Source organism: Aestuariibius sp. HNIBRBA575 (assembly GCF_040932005.1).
Classification (GTDB): Bacteria; Pseudomonadota; Alphaproteobacteria; order Rhodobacterales; family Rhodobacteraceae; genus CANLNM01.
On record NZ_CP162414.1, the window covers coordinates 1,045,078 to 1,063,663 of the forward strand.

General features: G+C 55.8%; 19 protein-coding genes. 8 read left to right on the forward strand and 11 right to left on the reverse strand.

The window, feature by feature from the left end; translation table 11 throughout:
• Window positions 1–56: 56 nt before the first annotated feature.
• From folP to AB1F12_RS05320, 3 genes are read left to right on the forward strand one after another with little or no spacing between them, the layout of a single operon-like run.
• Complete coding sequence (gene folP, locus AB1F12_RS05310; protein ID WP_368188282.1) at window positions 57–983, forward strand: dihydropteroate synthase; 927 nt, start codon at window positions 57–59, stop codon at window positions 981–983.
• On the forward strand, window positions 983–2,335 hold the full coding sequence (gene glmM, locus AB1F12_RS05315) for a phosphoglucosamine mutase (protein WP_368187122.1): 1,353 nt from the start codon (window positions 983–985) through the stop codon (window positions 2,333–2,335). Before folP ends, glmM begins: the two co-directional genes overlap by 1 nt.
• 52 nt (window positions 2,336–2,387) lie before the next feature.
• The gene (locus tag AB1F12_RS05320; protein WP_368187124.1) at window positions 2,388–2,897 is read left to right on the forward strand and encodes a hypothetical protein; all 510 of its coding nucleotides are present in this window, start codon (window positions 2,388–2,390) and stop codon (window positions 2,895–2,897) included.
• A 7-nt stretch (window positions 2,898–2,904) separates the two neighbouring features.
• Here AB1F12_RS05320 and AB1F12_RS05325 read toward each other — a convergent pair whose 3' ends face one another.
• The gene (locus AB1F12_RS05325; RefSeq protein WP_368187126.1) at window positions 2,905–3,807 is read right to left on the reverse strand and encodes a DMT family transporter; all 903 of its coding nucleotides are present in this window, start codon (window positions 3,805–3,807) and stop codon (window positions 2,905–2,907) included.
• A gap of 73 nt (window positions 3,808–3,880) precedes the next feature.
• The gene (ilvC, locus tag AB1F12_RS05330; protein ID WP_368187127.1) at window positions 3,881–4,903 is read right to left on the reverse strand and encodes a ketol-acid reductoisomerase; all 1,023 of its coding nucleotides are present in this window, start codon (window positions 4,901–4,903) and stop codon (window positions 3,881–3,883) included.
• A 137-nt stretch (window positions 4,904–5,040) separates the two neighbouring features.
• Between ilvC and AB1F12_RS05335 the strand changes: the two genes are divergently transcribed.
• From AB1F12_RS05335 to AB1F12_RS05345, 3 genes are read left to right on the forward strand one after another with little or no spacing between them, the layout of a single operon-like run.
• Complete coding sequence (locus AB1F12_RS05335) at window positions 5,041–5,496, forward strand: Lrp/AsnC family transcriptional regulator (RefSeq protein WP_368187128.1); 456 nt, start codon at window positions 5,041–5,043, stop codon at window positions 5,494–5,496.
• Complete coding sequence (locus AB1F12_RS05340; RefSeq protein ID WP_368187129.1) at window positions 5,493–5,963, forward strand: Lrp/AsnC family transcriptional regulator; 471 nt, start codon at window positions 5,493–5,495, stop codon at window positions 5,961–5,963. Before AB1F12_RS05335 ends, AB1F12_RS05340 begins: the two co-directional genes overlap by 4 nt.
• A 52-nt stretch (window positions 5,964–6,015) precedes the next feature.
• Window positions 6,016–7,149: an aminotransferase class V-fold PLP-dependent enzyme gene (locus AB1F12_RS05345; protein ID WP_368187130.1), complete on the forward strand. Its 1,134-nt coding sequence runs from the start codon at window positions 6,016–6,018 to the stop codon at window positions 7,147–7,149.
• Window positions 7,150–7,206: 57 nt separating this feature from the next.
• On the opposite strand, the gene AB1F12_RS05350 is transcribed toward AB1F12_RS05345, so the two are convergent.
• Together AB1F12_RS05350 and AB1F12_RS05355 are read right to left on the reverse strand one after the other, a co-directional pair.
• Window positions 7,207–8,406, reverse strand: coding sequence for a UbiH/UbiF family hydroxylase (locus AB1F12_RS05350; RefSeq protein WP_368187131.1), 1,200 nt, complete (start codon window positions 8,404–8,406; stop codon window positions 7,207–7,209).
• Between the two features lie 42 nt (window positions 8,407–8,448).
• The gene (locus AB1F12_RS05355; RefSeq protein WP_368188284.1) at window positions 8,449–9,093 is read right to left on the reverse strand and encodes a pyrimidine 5'-nucleotidase; all 645 of its coding nucleotides are present in this window, start codon (window positions 9,091–9,093) and stop codon (window positions 8,449–8,451) included.
• Window positions 9,094–9,196: 103 nt separating this feature from the next.
• Here AB1F12_RS05355 and AB1F12_RS05360 point away from each other — a divergent pair, with 103 nt between their 5' ends.
• Entirely contained in the window at window positions 9,197–9,835 is a 639-nt protein-coding gene (locus AB1F12_RS05360) for a GntR family transcriptional regulator (RefSeq protein ID WP_368187132.1), read from the forward strand.
• On the opposite strand, the gene AB1F12_RS05365 is transcribed toward AB1F12_RS05360, so the two are convergent.
• Both AB1F12_RS05365 and carA read right to left on the reverse strand, forming a co-directional pair.
• Window positions 9,789–11,702, reverse strand: coding sequence for a glycosyltransferase family 2 protein (locus AB1F12_RS05365; protein ID WP_368187133.1), 1,914 nt, complete (start codon window positions 11,700–11,702; stop codon window positions 9,789–9,791). The two genes, AB1F12_RS05360 and AB1F12_RS05365, sit on opposite strands and share 47 nt — an antisense overlap.
• An 82-nt stretch (window positions 11,703–11,784) precedes the next feature.
• The gene (carA, locus tag AB1F12_RS05370; protein ID WP_368187134.1) at window positions 11,785–12,957 is read right to left on the reverse strand and encodes a glutamine-hydrolyzing carbamoyl-phosphate synthase small subunit; all 1,173 of its coding nucleotides are present in this window, start codon (window positions 12,955–12,957) and stop codon (window positions 11,785–11,787) included.
• Window positions 12,958–13,108: 151 nt separating this feature from the next.
• On the opposite strand from carA, the gene AB1F12_RS05375 reads away from it, so the two are divergent.
• A complete protein-coding gene (locus tag AB1F12_RS05375; RefSeq protein ID WP_368187135.1) occupies window positions 13,109–13,567 on the forward strand; it encodes a GatB/YqeY domain-containing protein in 459 nt (152 codons plus the stop codon).
• Between the two features lie 98 nt (window positions 13,568–13,665).
• On the opposite strand, the gene AB1F12_RS05380 is transcribed toward AB1F12_RS05375, so the two are convergent.
• The 5 genes from AB1F12_RS05380 to ctaD form a co-directional block, all read right to left on the reverse strand.
• Entirely contained in the window at window positions 13,666–14,595 is a 930-nt protein-coding gene (locus AB1F12_RS05380; RefSeq protein ID WP_368187137.1) for a hypothetical protein, read from the reverse strand.
• A complete protein-coding gene (locus AB1F12_RS05385) occupies window positions 14,558–15,046 on the reverse strand; it encodes a DUF2244 domain-containing protein (protein WP_368187138.1) in 489 nt (162 codons plus the stop codon). The genes AB1F12_RS05380 and AB1F12_RS05385 overlap by 38 nt, the downstream gene beginning before the upstream one ends.
• Entirely contained in the window at window positions 15,046–15,600 is a 555-nt protein-coding gene (locus AB1F12_RS05390; RefSeq protein WP_368187140.1) for a hypothetical protein, read from the reverse strand. The genes AB1F12_RS05385 and AB1F12_RS05390 overlap by 1 nt, the downstream gene beginning before the upstream one ends.
• Window positions 15,601–15,892: 292 nt before the next feature.
• Window positions 15,893–16,306, reverse strand: coding sequence for a hypothetical protein (locus AB1F12_RS05395; RefSeq protein ID WP_368187142.1), 414 nt, complete (start codon window positions 16,304–16,306; stop codon window positions 15,893–15,895).
• 301 nt (window positions 16,307–16,607) lie between these two features.
• Window positions 16,608–18,284 carry a cytochrome c oxidase subunit I gene (ctaD, locus tag AB1F12_RS05400; RefSeq protein ID WP_368187143.1) on the reverse strand — a complete coding sequence of 559 codons (1,677 nt, stop codon included), beginning with the start codon at window positions 18,282–18,284 and terminating at the stop codon, window positions 16,608–16,610.
• Window positions 18,285–18,586 lie beyond the last annotated feature (302 nt).

The following is an 18,586-nucleotide window of genomic DNA, read 5'->3' on the forward strand; positions in this document are numbered from 1 at the left end:
CGGTGGGGGGCGGAGCGGATCAGAGCTTGGCCGGGAATTCCTATGTTGGGTTTGACATGGTCACCGATCTGGCGGGCGATCCAGATGAATTGTTTTTACCAGAGGATCTGAGCGCGGACCTTTTGACTAAACTAACGCAGCCGCGTGCCGATATCTGTGGGCTATCCATGGATCGCCCGCGGATCATGGGGATTTTGAACGTAACCCCCGACAGTTTTTCTGACGGGGGGGATCACGATGATCTAAGCGATGCAATTGCCCGCGCGCAGGATTTGTCGCGCCATGCGGACATCATTGATATTGGTGGTGAATCCACTCGTCCCGGTGCAAAAACTGTTGATACCAAAGAAGAAATTCAGCGTACGGCCCCAGTGATCCATGCCATTCGCAACGCTGGGATCACCACGCCGATTTCAATCGATACCCGCAAAGCCGACGTTGCGCAGGCCGCATTGGATGCAGGCGCGGACATGATCAATGACGTGTCGGCCCTAAGCTTTGATCCGGAAATCGGACGGGTTGCGGCGCGTGCGGATGTACCGATCTGTTTGATGCATGCCCAGGGCGACCCGGCAACAATGCAGAAAAACCCTTACTATTCCAATGTTGTAACCGATGTTTACGACTATCTCGGCGCGCGTATCAACGCAGCACTTGAGATGGGGATCAAACCCGAACGGATCATCACCGATCCGGGCATCGGGTTTGGTAAGACGGTGCAACATAACTTGAATCTGCTTCGGCATTTATCCCTGTATCATGCGCTTGGATGTCCAATCCTGCTGGGCGCGTCGCGAAAACGGTTCATCGGAACCCTGTCGCAGACGCCAGATGCCAAAGATCGGATGCCGGGGTCGGTGGCTGTTGCTCTTTTTGCAGCACGCCAAGGCGCGCAGATTTTGCGCGTTCATGATATAACAGAAACCAGACAGGCTTTGACGCTTGAACTGGCCATAAACGCGGACAAGAACGAGGACGAGTAATGCGCAAATTTTTTGGAACAGATGGCGTGCGTGGACGGGCCAATACCTATCCTATGACAGCGGATTTGGCGCTGAAATTGGGGGCCGCGGCGGGGCGCTATTTCCGCAATGACGGGTCCAACGGCCACCGGGTTGTGATCGGCAAAGACACGCGATTGTCGGGGTATATGTTTGAAAACGCGCTGACCGCCGGGTTGACCAGCACCGGCATGAACGTGCTGCTGCTGGGGCCGGTTCCGACGCCGGCAGTTGGGTTATTGACCACATCAATGCGGGCCGATCTGGGCATCATGATTTCCGCCAGCCACAACCCGCATTACGACAACGGGATCAAATTTTTTGGCCCCGACGGGTTCAAATTATCTGACGAAGCCGAAGAAGACATCGAAGCCATTTTGGAAACTGAAATCGATCCGGCGCAGGCCATGAATATCGGCCGTGCCAAGCGGATTGATGATGGACGGTTTCGCTATGCTGAACGGGTGAAATCGACCTTTCCGGGCACAAAACGGCTGGATGGGTTAAAGGTTGTGATCGATTGCGCCAATGGGGCGGCCTACAAAGTGGCCCCCGAAGTTCTGTGGGAACTGGGCGCAGAGGTCATTCCCGTCGGAACCAACCCAAACGGTTATAATATCAACGAAAATTGTGGCTCAACCAGCCCTCAGACCGCCGCCGAAGCGATCGTAAGCCACGGGGCGGATGTGGGGATTTGTCTGGATGGTGACGCCGATCGTGTGATGATTTTGGACGAAAACGGTCAGGTTGCCGACGGTGATCAGCTGATGGCGTTGATGGCAGGACGCTGGGCCGATCAGGGCAAATTGGCAGGCGGCACCTTGGTGGCGACGGTGATGTCCAATCTGGGGTTGGAACGGTATCTGGATGGCCGTGGGCTGCGTCTGGAACGCACCAATGTTGGCGATCGTTACGTCGTCGAAGCCATGCGCGCCGGGGGCTATAATCTGGGCGGCGAGCAATCCGGTCACATCGTGATGACCGATTATGCAACCACCGGTGATGGCCTGTTGGCAGGGCTGCAATTCCTGTCTGCGATGATCGAAGCGGACAAACCCGCATCGGCATTGACCCGCAGCTTTGAAACCGTGCCGCAAATGTTGAAAAATGTCCGCTATGATGCCGGGGTCACGCCGCTTGATGCCCAAAACGTCAAAGCGGCCATCGCCCAAGCAGAGGCGGATTTGATCGGCAAAGGGCGGCTTTTGATCCGCAAATCGGGCACCGAACCGTTGATCCGGGTGATGGCCGAATGCGAAGACGAAACCCTGTTGGCCCGCGTTGTTGACAGCATTGTTAGCGAAGTAGAAACCGTGGCGACGCAACTCGCTTGACGAACCAGAGTGCGCATGTTGATCATGGCCTCAGCTGTCAAACGAGGTTTTTATGCGCACTTTTCTTTCAAAAATTTTGCCGTCCACATGTGTCTGTTTCATGGCGGCAGGGACCGCGCTGGCGGATATGTCGGTTGAATTGCAGGCCCCATGGGGCGGTCGCAACATCCCGAATGGCCAGCATTGCGCATTGCAGGGCGGCCATGGGGAAACGCCACCTATGCAGGTGTCTGGCGTGCCTGACGGTGCGGTATGGCTGATCGCAGAGTTTAACGACAAATCCTATCGGCCCCTGTCGCGCAATGGCGGCCATGGTGTGATCGGGTTCCCGGTTCAGGGGGCAGTGACGACCCTGCCAGCGGTCCCAGCCAACAGCACGAACCTGCCCGGCGGGGCGCAGGTTGTGTCTGCGGGACGCGGCACCGGGGATTATGCATCGGTTGGATATCTGCCCCCGTGTTCCGGTGGGGCAGGGAACCGCTATAGCGTTGATATCAAAGCAGTCTCATCCGACGGTCAGGTTCTGGAATCCGTCACCAACGTGATCATCGGACGCTACTAAACCTGCGTTATTTGCCAGTGAGCAGCCGTTTCAGGCTGTACCACTGGCTGATAGCAAGCCCGGTTAAAATCAGGCCCAATGCCGCAAAAAACCTAAGCGGCAGAGCCTCGGACAAAACAACCGCGCCAAAAATCATCGCCCAGATCGGCACCTGATAATTCACCAAAGTCATAAACACCGCCCCGGCGCTGCGGATCACCCGCACGCGCAGCAATGTCGCCGCCGCCGTTGGGATCAGCCCCAAAAACAGGATGGCAAATCCGGGTTTTGCCCCGGCCCAGCCGGGCACGCCTTCGACCCATAACATCAATGGGATCAATGCGATGGACCCAACAGCCAGAGTGAGCGCGGATAATGTGATCGGGTCAATCGGGGGGCAACGCCGTGTGGTGATGGACGATACGGCATAGCACAGCGCCGCACCCACACAGGCCAATTGCGCCAAAGGTTCGCTGCCTTGGCCCAATGTTGCCAAACCCGGACCAATCAAAACCAGCGCCCCGACAAAGCCGATCAAAACACCGGCGAATTTCCGCATCACCAGTTTTTCATCGGAAAACACATGCGCCAATGGCAGCACAAACAGCGGCACTGCTGCCATCGAAATACCCGCAAAGGCCGAGGGCACCAACCGGATCCCCCAGCTGAGCAACAAAAACGGAACGGCGGTGGAAAACATCCCGATCCAGAAAATGCTGCTCCAGAGTTTGGGGGCAGGGCGGGGCATCGGGCGGCCTGTGGCGGCCATCAATCCTAACAGGCTGAGCGCGCCCAATGTGGTGCGCGCACAGGCCACCGTCAGCGGGCCATATCCGTCAAGTGCAAGCGAAATAACCATAAATGTCCCACCCCAGACAAAGCCGAGGGCCAAAATAGACATCCAATCTGATGGGCGTGGTTGATCGGTCATATGGCACCTCTTAAACGCAATCGGGGGCATCCTGATGGACGCCCCCGAGAAATAGTTTTGGTTTGAACCAAACTTAGTTCTTAGATTTGTCGACCATTTTGCCTGCAGAAATCCATGGCATCATTGCGCGCAATTTGCCACCAACTTGTTCGATTTCATGTTCGTCATTGGCACGACGGGACGCTTTGAGTGTTGGCTGACCAACCGCGTTTTCCAGCATGAAGTCACGGACGAATTTACCAGTTTGAATGTCAGACAACACGTCTTTCATCCGCTTTTTAGTTTCGTCATATGGCAGGATGCGTGGGCCGGACACATATTGACCGTATTCCGCAGTGTTCGAGATCGAGTAATCCATGTTGGCGATGCCGCCTTCATAGATCAGATCAACGATCAGCTTGGTTTCGTGCAGACATTCGAAATAGGCCATTTCGGGCTCGTAGCCTGCTTCGACCAGTGTTTCGAAACCACAACGGATCAGTTCAACGATACCGCCACACAGAACGGCCTGTTCACCGAACAGGTCAGTTTCACATTCCTGACGGAAGTTGGTTTCGATGATGCCGGACCGGCCGCCACCGATAGCAGAGCAATAGGACAGGCCGATTTCGTGGGCTTTGCCAGATGCATCTGTATCAACCGCGATCAAGCAAGGAACGCCGCCGCCTTTGGTGTATTCGCCGCGCACAGTGTGACCGGGGCCTTTGGGCGCCATCATGATCACGTCAACGCCTTCTTTGGGCTCAATCAGGCCAAAGTGAACGTTCAGGCCGTGGGCAAATGCAATCGCTGCACCGGGCTTGATGTTGTCGTGGACGTATTTTTTGTAGGTTTCAGCCTGCAATTCGTCGGGCATGGTGAACATGATCACATCACACCAAGCCGCCGCTTCGGCGATGCCCATCACGGTCAGGCCTTCGCCTTCGGCTTTGGCTTGGCTTGGCGATCCTTCGCGCAGGGCCACAACCAGGTTTTTCGCACCACTATCGCGCAGGTTCAGCGCGTGGGCATGGCCCTGTGAGCCGTAACCAAGGATGGCTACTTTTTTGTCTTTGATCAGGTTCACATCGCAATCGCGATCGTAATAGACGCGCATTTTGGCGGTCCTTTCTGGTTTGGGTTCGTGTTGGGGGCACAATATCGGATACTGCGATGAATGCGAGACTAGGAAAGCGTAAATTTTACGACATTAAAAAGCTTCTATTCGCGATTTGGTTGATTTACAGATAAATCATGCATGATGACATTGATCGACGCCTGTTGCGTCTGTGGCAATCGGACCCGGACCTGACCATTGCGGAACTGGCCGAGCTGGCCGGTTTAACCAACGCCAAGGCCCAACGCCGCCTGACCCGATTAGAAGAGGCGGGAATCCTAAAGGGACGCGCGGCGGTGATCGACTGGGCGGTGATGGGCTATGCGGTGCAGGTGTCCTTGCGCGTCACATTGGACAAAACCGAAGGCCGGGCGTTTGACGAATTTATCGACGCCGCAAGGGACGTGCCAGAGGTGATTGAAATCCAAACCTTTCTGGGGCGCGTGGATGTGCGTTTGTCGATCATCGCCCGTGACATGCCCCATTATCAGGACATCTATCGCGGGCGCATTTTAACGCTGCCGCATATCACCGACATCGAAGCGTTGATGACCATTTCCCAAGTCAAACACCAAGAAACGTTACCGCTATGAGCCATGATTTCGACTTAGATGACGTGGATTGGGCGCTGCTAAAGCTGCTGAGCAAGGATTCGGGACAAAGTGCCGGGGCCATGGGACGCAAAGTTGGGCTCAGTCAGCCTGCGACTTGGCGTCGGATCCGGCGGCTAAAGGATTTGGGGATCATTGCCGGCACGCGGTTGGTTCTGGATGCGGAAAAGCTTGGATTTGGGGTGACGGTGTTTTTGGGGGTGAAATTGGCCACCAAAGGGCAGGTGTCGCTGGAGGATTTTGAACGCGCTGTGTCCGCGATCCCAGAGGTGCAATCGGTCGAGCATGTATTGGGCATTTATGACTATCGTCTGCGCGTGGTGGCGCGGGATTTAGGCGACTTTGAACGGGTTTTGCGGCGCCGCGTCATGATGCTGCCCGGTGTGGGCAACGTTGAGGCAAATGTCTTGCTGAGCGAGGAACGCCGCCCCGGTCCACTGGGGGTATGATTGCCAAGTTCGCCTTGGCAGGTTAGCGTTAGAGGATCAAAGGAGTTTCCCCATGGCCGCATTGCGCAACGATATCGACCCCCAAGGATTGTCAGAGTTTTCCGTCGTTTTCACGGACCGGTCGTTGAACCATATGTCAAAGGTTTTTCAGGGGGTTATGAATGATATTTCGGACACACTAAAGGATGTGTATCAGGCAGATGCGGTTGCGTTGGTGCCCGGCGGCGGCACATTTGCGATGGAATCCGTGGCACGGTCATTTGCTGGGTCCGGCAAAATGCTGGTGATCCGGAACGGTTGGTTTTCCTTCCGTTGGAGCCAGATCGTCGAAGCCTGCAACCTAAACGTAGAAGAAATCGTGCTAAAAGCCCGCCCCACAGGGAATGCCGCGCAATCCCCATTTGCGCCCGCCCCAATCGAACAGGTGGTCGAAACCATCCAAAAGGAACGCCCCAATGTTGTGGTGGCGCCCCATGTGGAAACGTCTTCGGGGATCATTTTGCCGGATGACTATATCGCAACCATGGCGGCGGCCGCGCATCAGGTGGGGGCGGTGATGATCCTGGATTGCATTGCGTCGGGCTGTGCGTGGATCGATATGAAGTCGCTGGGGGTGGATGTGCTGATCTCTGCCCCGCAAAAAGGGTGGTCAGGCACGCCCTGCGCGGGGATGGTCATGCTATCTACGGATGCGGCGGAGCAGGTAAAAACCAATGGTACCAGCAGTTTCGCCGGTGATTTGGGGAAATGGCTGTCGATTATGCAGGCCTATGAAAACGGCGGCCATGCCTATCATGCCACAATGCCGACTGACGGGTTGCGCCAGCTTCGTGACACGATGATCGAAACCCGCGACTATGGCATCGACAAATTGTGTGATGCGCAATGGGAATTGGGTGACAAAGTGCGGGCTGAACTGGCCAAACGCGGGATTGTATCCGTGGCGGCGGATGGGTTTGGCGCGCCGGGGGTTGTGGTCAGCTATACCAGCGATCCCGGCATGCAAAACGGGTCCAAATTTGGTGCCAAAGGCATGCAAATCGCCGCCGGGGTTCCGTTGCAATGTGACGAACCAGACGGGTTCAGCACATTCCGATTGGGGCTATTTGGGCTGGATAAACTTTATGACGTGGACGCTACGGTGGCGCGTCTATTGCCGGTTTTGGATGCGGTTTTGACGGAATAGCCGCCTTTGGCGCGGGTATTTCACCTACAAAAGAGCGGGCGCAGTGTATTGCGCCCTTTATCGACCTGTCCCTAAACCCAATTTCATCAAGGATTTGCGCAAAGGCGTCAGGCTGTACAGCGCCTCGATCCCTTTGGCGCGCAGGTCCCGCAGGCTGGGCGCACCTAACATTGATGTGCGGTTCAACGCATCAACGCCCCGCACCCGCAACGCGACCTCAGGGTGGCGGCGGCGTTCATAGGTTTGCATCATTTTTGCGTCGCCCAATTGATCCGGATTGGCCTGCGCCAGCTCTAGCAGGCAAATCATATCGGCCAATGACATATTGAGCCCCTGCGCCCCGATCGGGGGGACCACATGGGCGGCCTCGGCCACCAATGCGGTGCGTTCGGCGGTCATCTGATGGGCAATTTGGCTGATAATTGGCCAAACCTGTCGTTTCGAAGCAAGTTTCAGCTGCCCATACATGCCGGCGGATCGCGCGGTGGCTTCGGCTTCGAAATCAGCATCGCTGAGCGCAGCCAGACGCAGGCATTCAGGGCCTTTTTCCATCCAGACAACCGACGAACAGGGGCGGCCATCCTGATCGGGCAGCGGCACCAATGTGAACGGGCCGCCAGACCGGTGTACCTCGGTTGAGATGTTTTGATGCGCAAGCCCATGAGTAACCGCGAAAACCACGGCTTTCTGTCCATAGCGCGTTGTTTTTACGCCAATATCTGCCGCGTTGCGCACTGCTGAATTACGTCCATCCGCGCCGATGACCAATTTGCAATTGAGCGAGGTTCCATCGCTCAAACGTACCCGCGCATGGGCCTGACGGGTCACCATGGATGCAAACCCAATTCCGGGTCGGAAATCGACATTGCCCAGCTCTGCCAACCGCGCCACCATTTCACGGCGCAGCAGCCAATTGGGCAGGTTCCAGCCAAACGGCAATTCTGACAAATCCGCCGCGTCGAAATCTTTGATCACGCGCGGCTCTGGCTCAACGCCGCCGGCATCCACAATGCGCATGATTTGCAGCGGCGCGGCAAACGGCGCCAACCGCGACCACAGCCCCGCCTGTTCCAATAACCGTTGGGAGGGTTGCAAAAACGCAGTGGTTCGCAAATCAGCGCCAGTGGAATTTTCATCCGTAACGGGCGGGGTCGGATCAACAATCACCACGCGAAATCCAGCGCTGCCAAACGCCGCCGCCGCCGTGAGCCCGGCCACGCCGCCGCCCGAAATCAGGATATCTGTGTCACATGTCATGAACCGGAAACTAGGCGTGTTTCAACAGGATAAAAAGGGGCATCAGACCAGTTGCGACAAGAAACCCGTCAGATCAGATGTGTGGTGATGGATGTGGTCGCCGGGATGTGGCTCTGGGGCGACCAGCACGGTTTGCATCCCCATCGCATGCGGAGCGGCAAGATTGCGGGGGTCGTCTTCGAACATCGCGCCTTGATCCGCGCGCAGATCGTCCAAGGCAAATACCGCCTCAAATGCGGCCTGTTCAGGTTTGGGGCAATAATTGGCGTGTTCGACACCGTATACTGCATCAAAAACACCGTCTAAGCCGCGGGCTTTTAATACATTTAGCGCATATGGCCGTGCGCCATTGGTATAGACAATGCGCCGTCCGGGCAGGGCGCGGATCATTGCCGCCAGATCTGGATCGGGGTCTAGCACACTGAAATCGATGTCATGCACGGCGTGCAAATACGGCTCTGGATCGATGTCATGTTCGGCCATAAGCCCGGCCAATGTTGTCCCGTATTGCGCCCAATAGCTGGACCTCAGCCGGTCTGCTTGGGCTGGTGAAACGCCCAATTCTGCCGAAACATACTGGGTCATCAGCGTTTCGATTTGATCAAACAACCGGGCCCGTGGCGGATATAGCGTGTTGTCCAGATCAAAGACCCAGGCACGCACATGAGAAAAAGATGCAGCAACCATGGATGTTTCATAGGCGGCGTGGGGATGGGACGCAATTGGTTTGGCTTGAAACTCAGCCACATGCAGGCATAAGCTAGCTGAACGGATGTAATGAGGGCCAGTTATGAGCCAAAAAGACGCCTATACGCTGATCCTAGAGGCGATTGATACCGGGCTTTATGGGCCGGGGGACCGACTGGTCGAAAGTGAGCTGGCCGAACGATTTGGAGTGTCTCGCACGCCGATCCGCGAGGCGCTGCAACGTCTCGAAACTCAGAGCTTGCTGACGCGGGATGGGCGGTCGTTGATCGTGGCTTCGTTGGATCACAACCAACTGGCTGAACTTTATGTGGTCCGGGGCGAACTAGAAGGTCTGGCCGCCAAACTGGCCGCCACACATGCCACCCCAGAAGAGGTGCGCGTTTTGCGTGAAATGCTGGAAGCGGACCGTTCATTGCTGAACGACCCAGAGGCATTGAGCCGGGCAAACCGCAGATTTCACAAGCAAATTCACCTAGCCAGTCATAACAGGTTTCTGGTGCGGCAACTGGATTTGGTGCATCGGTCCATGGCCTTGTTGGCCACCACATCCCTCGCGGCTGAAGGACGGTCAAAGGGCACGTTAGAAGAACACACTACCATCGTGGAAGCGATTGAAACGCGTGACGGTGATGCGGCCTATGCCGCGCTGCGCGACCATATTTCAAAGGCGTTTGTCACCCGTTTGCGTCTGGACGCGGAGGCCGTCGAAGCCAACGAATAGGTTTCTTGGCCATTTCGACCCCGTGGGCGGTTTTGTCCCAATAAAACGGTCGGGTGGCCAATTCCCACAATCCTTTGTAGCTGGCCAATGTCGCCAGCGGGAAATAGACGTGCAATGTGGGCGCCCAGAACATCACCTTTGGTTTTCCGGCATGGGACGCGGCCAACATGGCGGTGGTGATGTTCAAAACTTCGGAACAGAAAAACAAAATCCCTAAACTGACCAGCCATCCATTTGGGATCATGCCAGTCAGGGGGTGGGGCAAACCAAAGAAAACCAGCCAGAATGACCATAATGCGGGGGCAAGCACAAACTGAGACAACGTACCGCCAAAGAGCAATTGCACCCCGAAAAATTTCCATGTCCCCAGATCGCGCCACAATTGGATCGGGTTGCGCATGTGCACACCATAGGTGATCGCATAGCCTTTGAGCCAACGAGACCGCTGTTTGACCCATGGCCAGGCCCGGCAATTTGCTTCTTCTTGGGTGATGGTGGGGATCATTTCCGTCCGATAGCCGTAGCGCGCCAGACGAATCCCCAGATCGGCATCCTCTGTCACGTTATGGGCGTCCCAGCCGCCCAGTTCCTCTAAAACGTCCCGCCGGAAAAACAACGTTGTCCCCCCAAGCGGCAGCGCCAACCCCAGACGTTCCAATCCGGGCAGCATGATCCTGAACCACACTGCATATTCCAATGTGAAACACCGCGACAGCCAATTGGTGTTTGAGTTATAAAAATCGAGAACGCCTTGTAAACACGCGACTTTTCGATCCCTTTGCGCGAATCTGGAAATCACGGTTTTGATCTGTTGCGGGTCGGGGGCATCTTCGGCGTCATAGACCCCGATGATGGAACCACGGGCAAAATCCAGCGCGTAATTCAACGCACGTGGCTTGGTTTTTAACATCCCCGGTGGGACCACAACGGGCCGGATCCAGTGGGGCAAATCTGTCGCCGCCAGCGTGTTGCGTGTGGTCAGATCATCGTGTTCCAGCACGATATTCACGTCCAACAGGTCGCGCGGATAGTCGATTTTTTCAAGACGCTGTATCAAATGGGACGCGATGGCGCGTTCTTTGAACAATGGCACCAATATCGACACCGTGGGCAGGCGGGCCGGGGTTGCGGGGCGGTTTTGGGAAATCTGCTGTGGGCGTTTTAAGAAGAAAAACAGCGCGGCCAGTTTCAATAAGCTTGATAAGGTCAGGGTCACAACGGCCCAGCCAACCAGCGCCGCAAAGGCCGTCACCGGTGATAGAATAATCCAGACCATACAGCCGATCATCGTCGCAAGCCCGACGTTAAACGCCGCTCGCGAATTCCAGTTTCGGCAGCTTTCTTGAACTGGCACGCGGGTTTCGGCGCTGTGGATCAATTTTCGATCTGCGCTGCGTTTCATGGCCGTCGCAATGGCCTTTTCTGTGCCGATCGCCATTGAAATCGGGCCAAATAGGGCGCTGAGCACCTTTTGGTGGCGCACAAATTGTTCGGGGCGGCAGGTTAGAATGACAGTGGTGCCGCCCATACGACGCCATGGCAAAAGACCGTATTTAACGCAGGTTTCTGGATCGATCGCAGAAATCAAACGCCCATCGGGTGGGGTTTTGATCGGGTCAACAAACAGCGCGTCACAGGCCTCGGCTTCGGCTTCGGCCAAGGCTTCGGGGGGGATCGACAGGGATAGGCGCACCGAATCCGCCAGCCGCACTTCGCGGGACAGGCTCTGAGCTTCGAGTTGGGACAAACGCCGCGATGACACCAATCCGCGACGCAACAAGGCCAGTCCCAGCGCTGAATGGCGCTGTGATCCCGGCGTCAAATCTGGCCGGTCCATCCCGAGTTTGAGATGCCGTGAATAAGCCAACGTTCCGTCCCAATAATCCCGTTGGAAACCCTACGGTAGGGAAGGTTAATGTCGCGTTAACTGGCGGCGTAAGTGCCCGATCTTAGACGGTTTCGCCCAGACGTTCCTGCATGGCAGCGGCAAAGCGTTCAAACAGATAGTAGCTGTCTTGGGGGCCGGGGCTGGCTTCGGGGTGATATTGCACCGAAAACACCGGGCGATCCGTCATGCGCAACCCGCAATTGGACCCGTCAAACAGCGACACATGGGTTTCTTTGACACCGGCGGGCAGGGTTTGGCTGTCCACGGTAAAGCCGTGGTTCATCGATGTGATTTCCACTTTGCCTGTTTCCAGATCCTTGACCGGGTGATTGGCGCCGTGATGACCGTGGTTCATTTTCACCGTTTTTGCACCCAGAGCCAGCGCAAGCATCTGATGTCCAAGGCAAATCCCGAACACAGGCAGGTCGGTTTGATCCAACACGCCCTTGATCATCGGCACGGCATATGCGCCTGTGGCCGCCGGGTCGCCGGGGCCGTTGGACAGGAAAACGCCATCGGGGTTATGGGCCAGCACTTCGGCGGTGGTGGCGGTGGCGGGCAACACGGTGACGTCACAGCCAGCGGAGGCAAGGCAGCGCAGAATGTTGCGTTTGGCCCCAAAATCGACGGCGACCACTTTGAATTTGGCGTCTGTCTGGGCAACGTGGCCCTCAGGCCAGGCCCAGCGTTTTTCGTTCCATGTATAGGATTGCGCGCAGGTGACCTCTTTGGCCAGATCCAGACCTTCGAGGCCGGAAAAGGCGCGGGCCTGAGCGACTAAATCTTCTATGTCAAAAATGCCGTCGGGGTTATGGGCGATGGCAACATGGGGGGCGCCCTGTTGGCGGATCGCACGAGTCAGGCGGCGCGTATCAATGCCACCGATGCCAATGCGGCCCGTGCTGGCAAGCCACGCGGTCAAATCCTGCTGAGACCGCCAGCTGGACGGGTCGGTTGGGTCCCATTTCACCACCATGCCCGCGGCAACGGGTTGGGCGGTTTCGTCATCCTCGGATGTGATGCCGGTATTGCCAATATGGGGAAAGGTAAAGGTCACAACCTGACCGGCATAAGACGGGTCGGTCATGATTTCCTGATAGCCGGTCATGGCGGTGTTGAAACACAGCTCGGCGGTGGTTTGGCCAGTGGCCCCGAACCCTTTGCCGTAGAAAAGCGTTCCATCCGCCAGCACAAGGCAAGCAGTGGGTTTGTTTTTGTCGGTGTGAACTGTCATGGCGCGATTCCCCTAACCCAAAACCGGCTTTGGAGTACGGGTCCTGCGCCGTGGGGTCAAGCATAGGATACAGCAAAAGTTGGATGGTTGTCAGTTCTCAAACACATCGCTATGGTCGCGGCCCGTGTTACCGCTCACAAGGATGGAAGAGATGGACATGCGTACTCGTGTTGCTGACGCTTTGAAATCAGCCATGAAAAACAAAGAAGCCGGTCGGCTTTCGACCCTGCGGCTGATCAATGCCGCCATCAAGGACCGCGAAATTGCGGCCCGTGGCACAGGAGAAGAAGCGGCCGTCGGAAGTGATGAGATTTTGGCCATTCTCGGAAAGATGGTCAAGCAGCGTCAAGAAAGCGCGCGCGCCTACGAAGAGGGCGGACGTCTGGAACTGGCCGAAAAGGAACGGTCAGAGATTGAGATCATTGAAGAGTTCCTGCCCCGGCAATTGGATGATGGTGAAGTGGCCAAAGCCGTTGCCGAGGCGATTGAAAAAGTCGGGGCGCAAAGCATCCGCGATATGGGCAAAGTGATGGGCGCGTTGAAGGCGCAATTCACTGGCCAAATGGATTTTGGGGCCGTGGGCCCGATGGTCAAATCCCAACTGGGATAATCGATCAGACAATTTGCTAAAATGTGACGGGCCCTGCGGGGCCCGTCGCTGTATCAGGCCCGCCTGATGGGCGGTCCGGCGGGCGCATGGTAATGGTGTTACGCGCCGCGTTGGCCGGGGAATGTGACGTCGAATGTGGTTGTATCTGTCAGGGCAAATCGTTCGACGTAGCGCGATTTAAAACTGACACGTCCACGGCGCACCCCGAAATTATCGCCATGATTTAGCACATAAAGTGCTGCAGGCTGTGACAGCGGCATCAAGGCGCGCCCGGAAAGCTGTGCCAGATAGGGAAACATGCGATGTTCATGGGCGGTGATGGATTGAATCCAATCGGCATCTGCGGCGGTTTCATAACGAAAGGCCGCGCAGGATCCGCAGAGTTTCCAGAAGGCCTTTTGCCCCGGTTGCAGTAGGTTTTGGGCAGCGGTAAGCGCAACCTGACCCGTGCCCGCATCCAGAACATAGCCCGCCTGCACAACGTAACCGCTGGCCTGACGGGTCAGCATTTCGTCGACAATGGTTGGCGCCAGTAGGTCGTCTGCGTCAAATGGCATAACAAAAGAGGGACCGGTCTGAGTGGCCTTTAGGTTCTGGGCCAACGCGTTCAGTTTGTCCCATTTGTCGTTGCCATCCACAGGTTTTGTAAAGGGCAGAAATTGAACCTGTTCGTCAAAGTGGATGGCTTCGGGTTGATCCTGACCACAGATTACCGCGCGCCAATTGGGATTGGTCTGAGATTTCAGGCTGTTGATCGTGGCCGCCAACCGGGCCGACACTGCGGGCCAATCCTGAATGTCGCCGCGCCGGACCAATGGGATCAGGAACACGACCTGTTTGGCGGGTGCGGTGATGTGGCGGCGTCGCGCCTCTAAGGCTTGTCGTTCTGATGGCTGTAAATCCGAACGTTCCGCCAGCGATGGCGCCAATGATGCCAACAGCAAATTGCGGGCTCGTTTGAATTTTGGTGTGGCTTGGGCCTGCGCCATATCAGGCACCTCTTTGGTTAAATTCTCTGCGCAGCTCATCCAGCAGCACTTGGCGTTCCTCAGAACTCAGAAACGCGCCGATTTCAACCTCTCTGTCATTGCCTTTGAGGGTTAAGTAGTTTTCGACCGGGCCGCTATCAGGGTGGATTTTGACCTGAACCCAATAGGGATTGGCCTGCCATGATTGGGGGGGCTTGCGTGGATCATGGCGGGTGAGCCGGGCGATGTCATCCGTCAGGGTCAGGATTTCATGTAGGGCACCATCCCGGTATGATCGCTGCAACGCCCACCACATTCCGGCAATGGCCACCCCCAGAAACGGGAACATCACCCATAATAACGGTGAACCAAGCAATGACAAAAGTGGGATCGCAATCAGGATTACCGTCAATGCGATAAACACGACAAAGCCGCGCCGGGGCAGGGACCGGTGCGGCCACAGACGCAGCTCTGATGTGTCCGGATCGGGATTGGACCAGCGATAGGGCATCAGTCGGCGTTGCGGGCCTGACGTGCGGCGCGGGATTGTTTGATCCAGGTATTGATCCCATGGGCCGCGGCAAAGAAGACCACGCTGATCCAGACCAGATTGACAATTCCGGCCAAAATAAAGGGCAGGGGCAACCCCACCGACGCAGTGTCGGCGACATAGGCCTGCACTTTGGGGATGATCTGATTGAGGCAATACCACACGCCCATATGTGACGCGATGACCGCCCATGCATAGGTGGTGCCAACTTTGCTGCGCACCGACCAATTGGCCAATGCCAACCCGATACAGGCCAGCAATGGGTTGGTGAACCAGCTAAAAGAGGCGCTAGATCCACCGATCGCGGGGGCTGTGTCGAGATGCACGATCAGCGAAGATGGCAAAACCCAATTCCGCAGCGCATCCTGCGACCATGATGTGAAGACCAGCCATTGCCACAGCACCAAAACCGCCAGCCCCGCCCCATGCGCCAGATAAAGCATCCGCGCATGATATCCACGCCATGCCATAAAGGCAGGGGGCGCAAGGACGATGAGGAGCAAGAGATATAACATGGCGCAACTCCGGGACTATGATCAATGTGCTGGTCTTAACCGGTCAAATGTGGGGTCACGACGCGGGTGCACTATATCAGAGTTCAAACCATATTCATCTAGATTGATGTCGCGGTGCAGATATTGGACGTGTTTGTTGTTTAGCGTTTGCGAGCATAAGCGCGGTCTGATCTGTTTTGGGGGGAAGGCAAAGAAACTGCTTTTCCATTAGTCCAAATCGGTAGTTATGTGAGCAAAGCCGTCATGCGTTGCGGTGAATGTCTACCAATCGACCCTATTGCAAGTGGGACTATCAGGTCCTTGGGCTTACACGAGGCAAGGTAAACGCCAACATCGCACCGATAAGGTATATTGGCAAAACCTTTACCGGAAACAACACCGGAAGCATTAGGGCCACGTAAGCCCCCATCAGAATTCCGAGAGGGTGACCTAAAGCAGCCAAAAGCCCCGCAACACCGCCAACGAATGGAAATGCAGCCGTGATCCAGAGGAGATCCGTTATCCACCCTCTTCCCATCTTCGGAAAGACAATCCAAGCCCAAGCTCCCGCCGCGAGGCTTGCAATTCCTGCTATATTCCAAGGGCTCATTGCCCCATGGCCAGGGTTCACATTCGCCTCGTAGATAAATGCAGAACTGCCTGCACAAAGCGCGGCAAGAACAATGCTGACCATTGTTTTCATTGATCGAAATACCTGTTTGATCATAGCAATTACCGACTGACCTTACTAAGCCCGTTGCAAACAGGACGCTCTTTTCTACCGAAAGGCAAAACATATTCCTGCAACCAGTGTAGTTTCAACAAAGCCGACATTCACACGCAGTGCAGAACCGGTCAGATTGAGTTCAACGCTGACATTCGGTGCATTCTGCGCCAAAATTCGTTCTTTCGGCACCGGTCCATATGAATTCTTTTTCAGCAGTTTCAGCGAGTGGCCAACACGATGCGCTCAACAAAAAAGCCCCGACATTTCTGCCGGGGCTTTTGTTTAGGTTCTGGCGGCTCCCTTAGTGGGAATGGCCTTTGTCCCAGTCTTCCTGCTTTGGCAGGATTTCGAATGTGTGCTCTGGTGGCGGGGATGGCAGGGTCCATTCCAGCGTATCGGCATATTCGTTCCATGGGTTTGCTTCTGTGCAGTTCTTTGGTGACAGCAGCACCTTGATGATGATCACCAAGAAGAACACGAAGGATGCAAAAGCCAGGAACGCGCCGATGGAGCTGTAGAAGTTCCACTGTGCGAACGCTTCTGGGTAGTCGATATAGCGACGTGGCATGCCGTTACGACCCAAGAAGTGCTGCGGGAAGAACGTCAGGTTGGCGCCGATGAACATCGCCCAGAAATGCAATTTCCCGGCCCATTCTGGCATCATCCGGCCTGTGAATTTAGGCATGTAGAAATAGATCCCGGCAAAGATCGCAAACACCGCACCCAAGCTCATCACATAGTGGAAATGCGCAACAACGTAATAGGTGTCGTGATAGGCGCGATCCACTGGGGCCTGGGACAGAACCACACCGGTTACACCGCCAACGGTGAACAGGAACAGGAAGCCAAAGGCCCACAGCATCGGCGTTTTAAACTCCACCGAGCCGCCCCACATTGTGGCAATCCAGCTAAAGATTTTCACACCGGTCGGCACGGCGATCACCATGGTGGCCAGCATGAAATAGCTCTGCTGAGACAGGCTTAGGCCGACGGTGTACATGTGGTGCGCCCAGACGACAAAGCCCAGAACACCAATTGCAACCATCGCGTAAACCATTGGCAGGTAGCCAAACACTGGTTTTTTCGAAAATGTCGCGATGACGTGGCTGATGATGCCAAAGCCGGGGATAATGATGATGTACACTTCGGGGTGACCAAAGAACCACAGGATGTGCTGGTACAAGATCGGGTCGCCGCCCTGTGCAGGGTCAAAGAAGCCGAAGCCAAAGTTACGATCCATCAGCAACATGGTGATCGCACCGGCCAGAACCGGCAAAGAGAGCAGGATCAACCAAGCGGTGACAAAGATCGACCACGCAAACAGCGGCACTTTGTGTAAGGTCATGCCCGGCGCGCGCATGTTCAGGAATGTGGTGATCATGTTGATCGCACCAAGGATCGAAGAGGCACCCGAAACGTGAACCGCAAAGATCGCCAGATCCATGGAATAGCCGCCTTCGGTGGTGGATAGCGGCGGGTACAGAACCCAACCCACACCAGAGCCAAGCTGACCATTGCCACCTGGTGCCAACAGCGATGCAACGCCCAGGCTAACACCGGCAACATACATCCAGAAGGACAGGTTGTTCATCCGTGGAAACGCCATATCCGGCGCACCAATCTGCAACGGCATCAGATAGTTACCAAACCCACCAAACAAGGCAGGAATAACCACAAAGAACATCATCAGAACGCCGTGATAGGTGATCATCACGTTCCAAAGGTGGCCGTTTGGCGTACATTCATCCAGCGGTGCGGCTGAGAAGAAACGCGCCCCTTCTTCGCACATGTACTGAACACCGGGGTGCATCAGTTCAAGGCGCATATAAACGGTAAAGGCAACTGCGATCAGGCCGACAAGCGCGGACACGACCAGGTACAAAAGCCCGATATCTTTGTGGTTGGTGGACATGAACCAGCGGACGAAAAAGCTGCGGTCGTCCTCGTGATCATGGCCGTGAATGGCTGCATCTGCCATGTGGCTCTCCCTCTTGGCGTCAAAATGGGACGGCCGAGTCACTTGTCGGACGCCCTCTTGCATGCGGTTTTAGGGATAGTTGTTCCAAGTCGCAATGTTCCAAGGGCCAATTATGTTGTGAAAAATTGGCGCACCCAGATGACCCGCCCCCACAGATGCGGACAGATTGTGTGTTTGCGCTGGATGTAAGACAGGATTGGGGGCGGGTCTTTGATACAGATCAATCGTTATTCGGTGGGTGATGACGTGGGTTTGGAACCCTGAATATCGCTGCTAAGGTGCGGTTATATGGGCTGCAATCG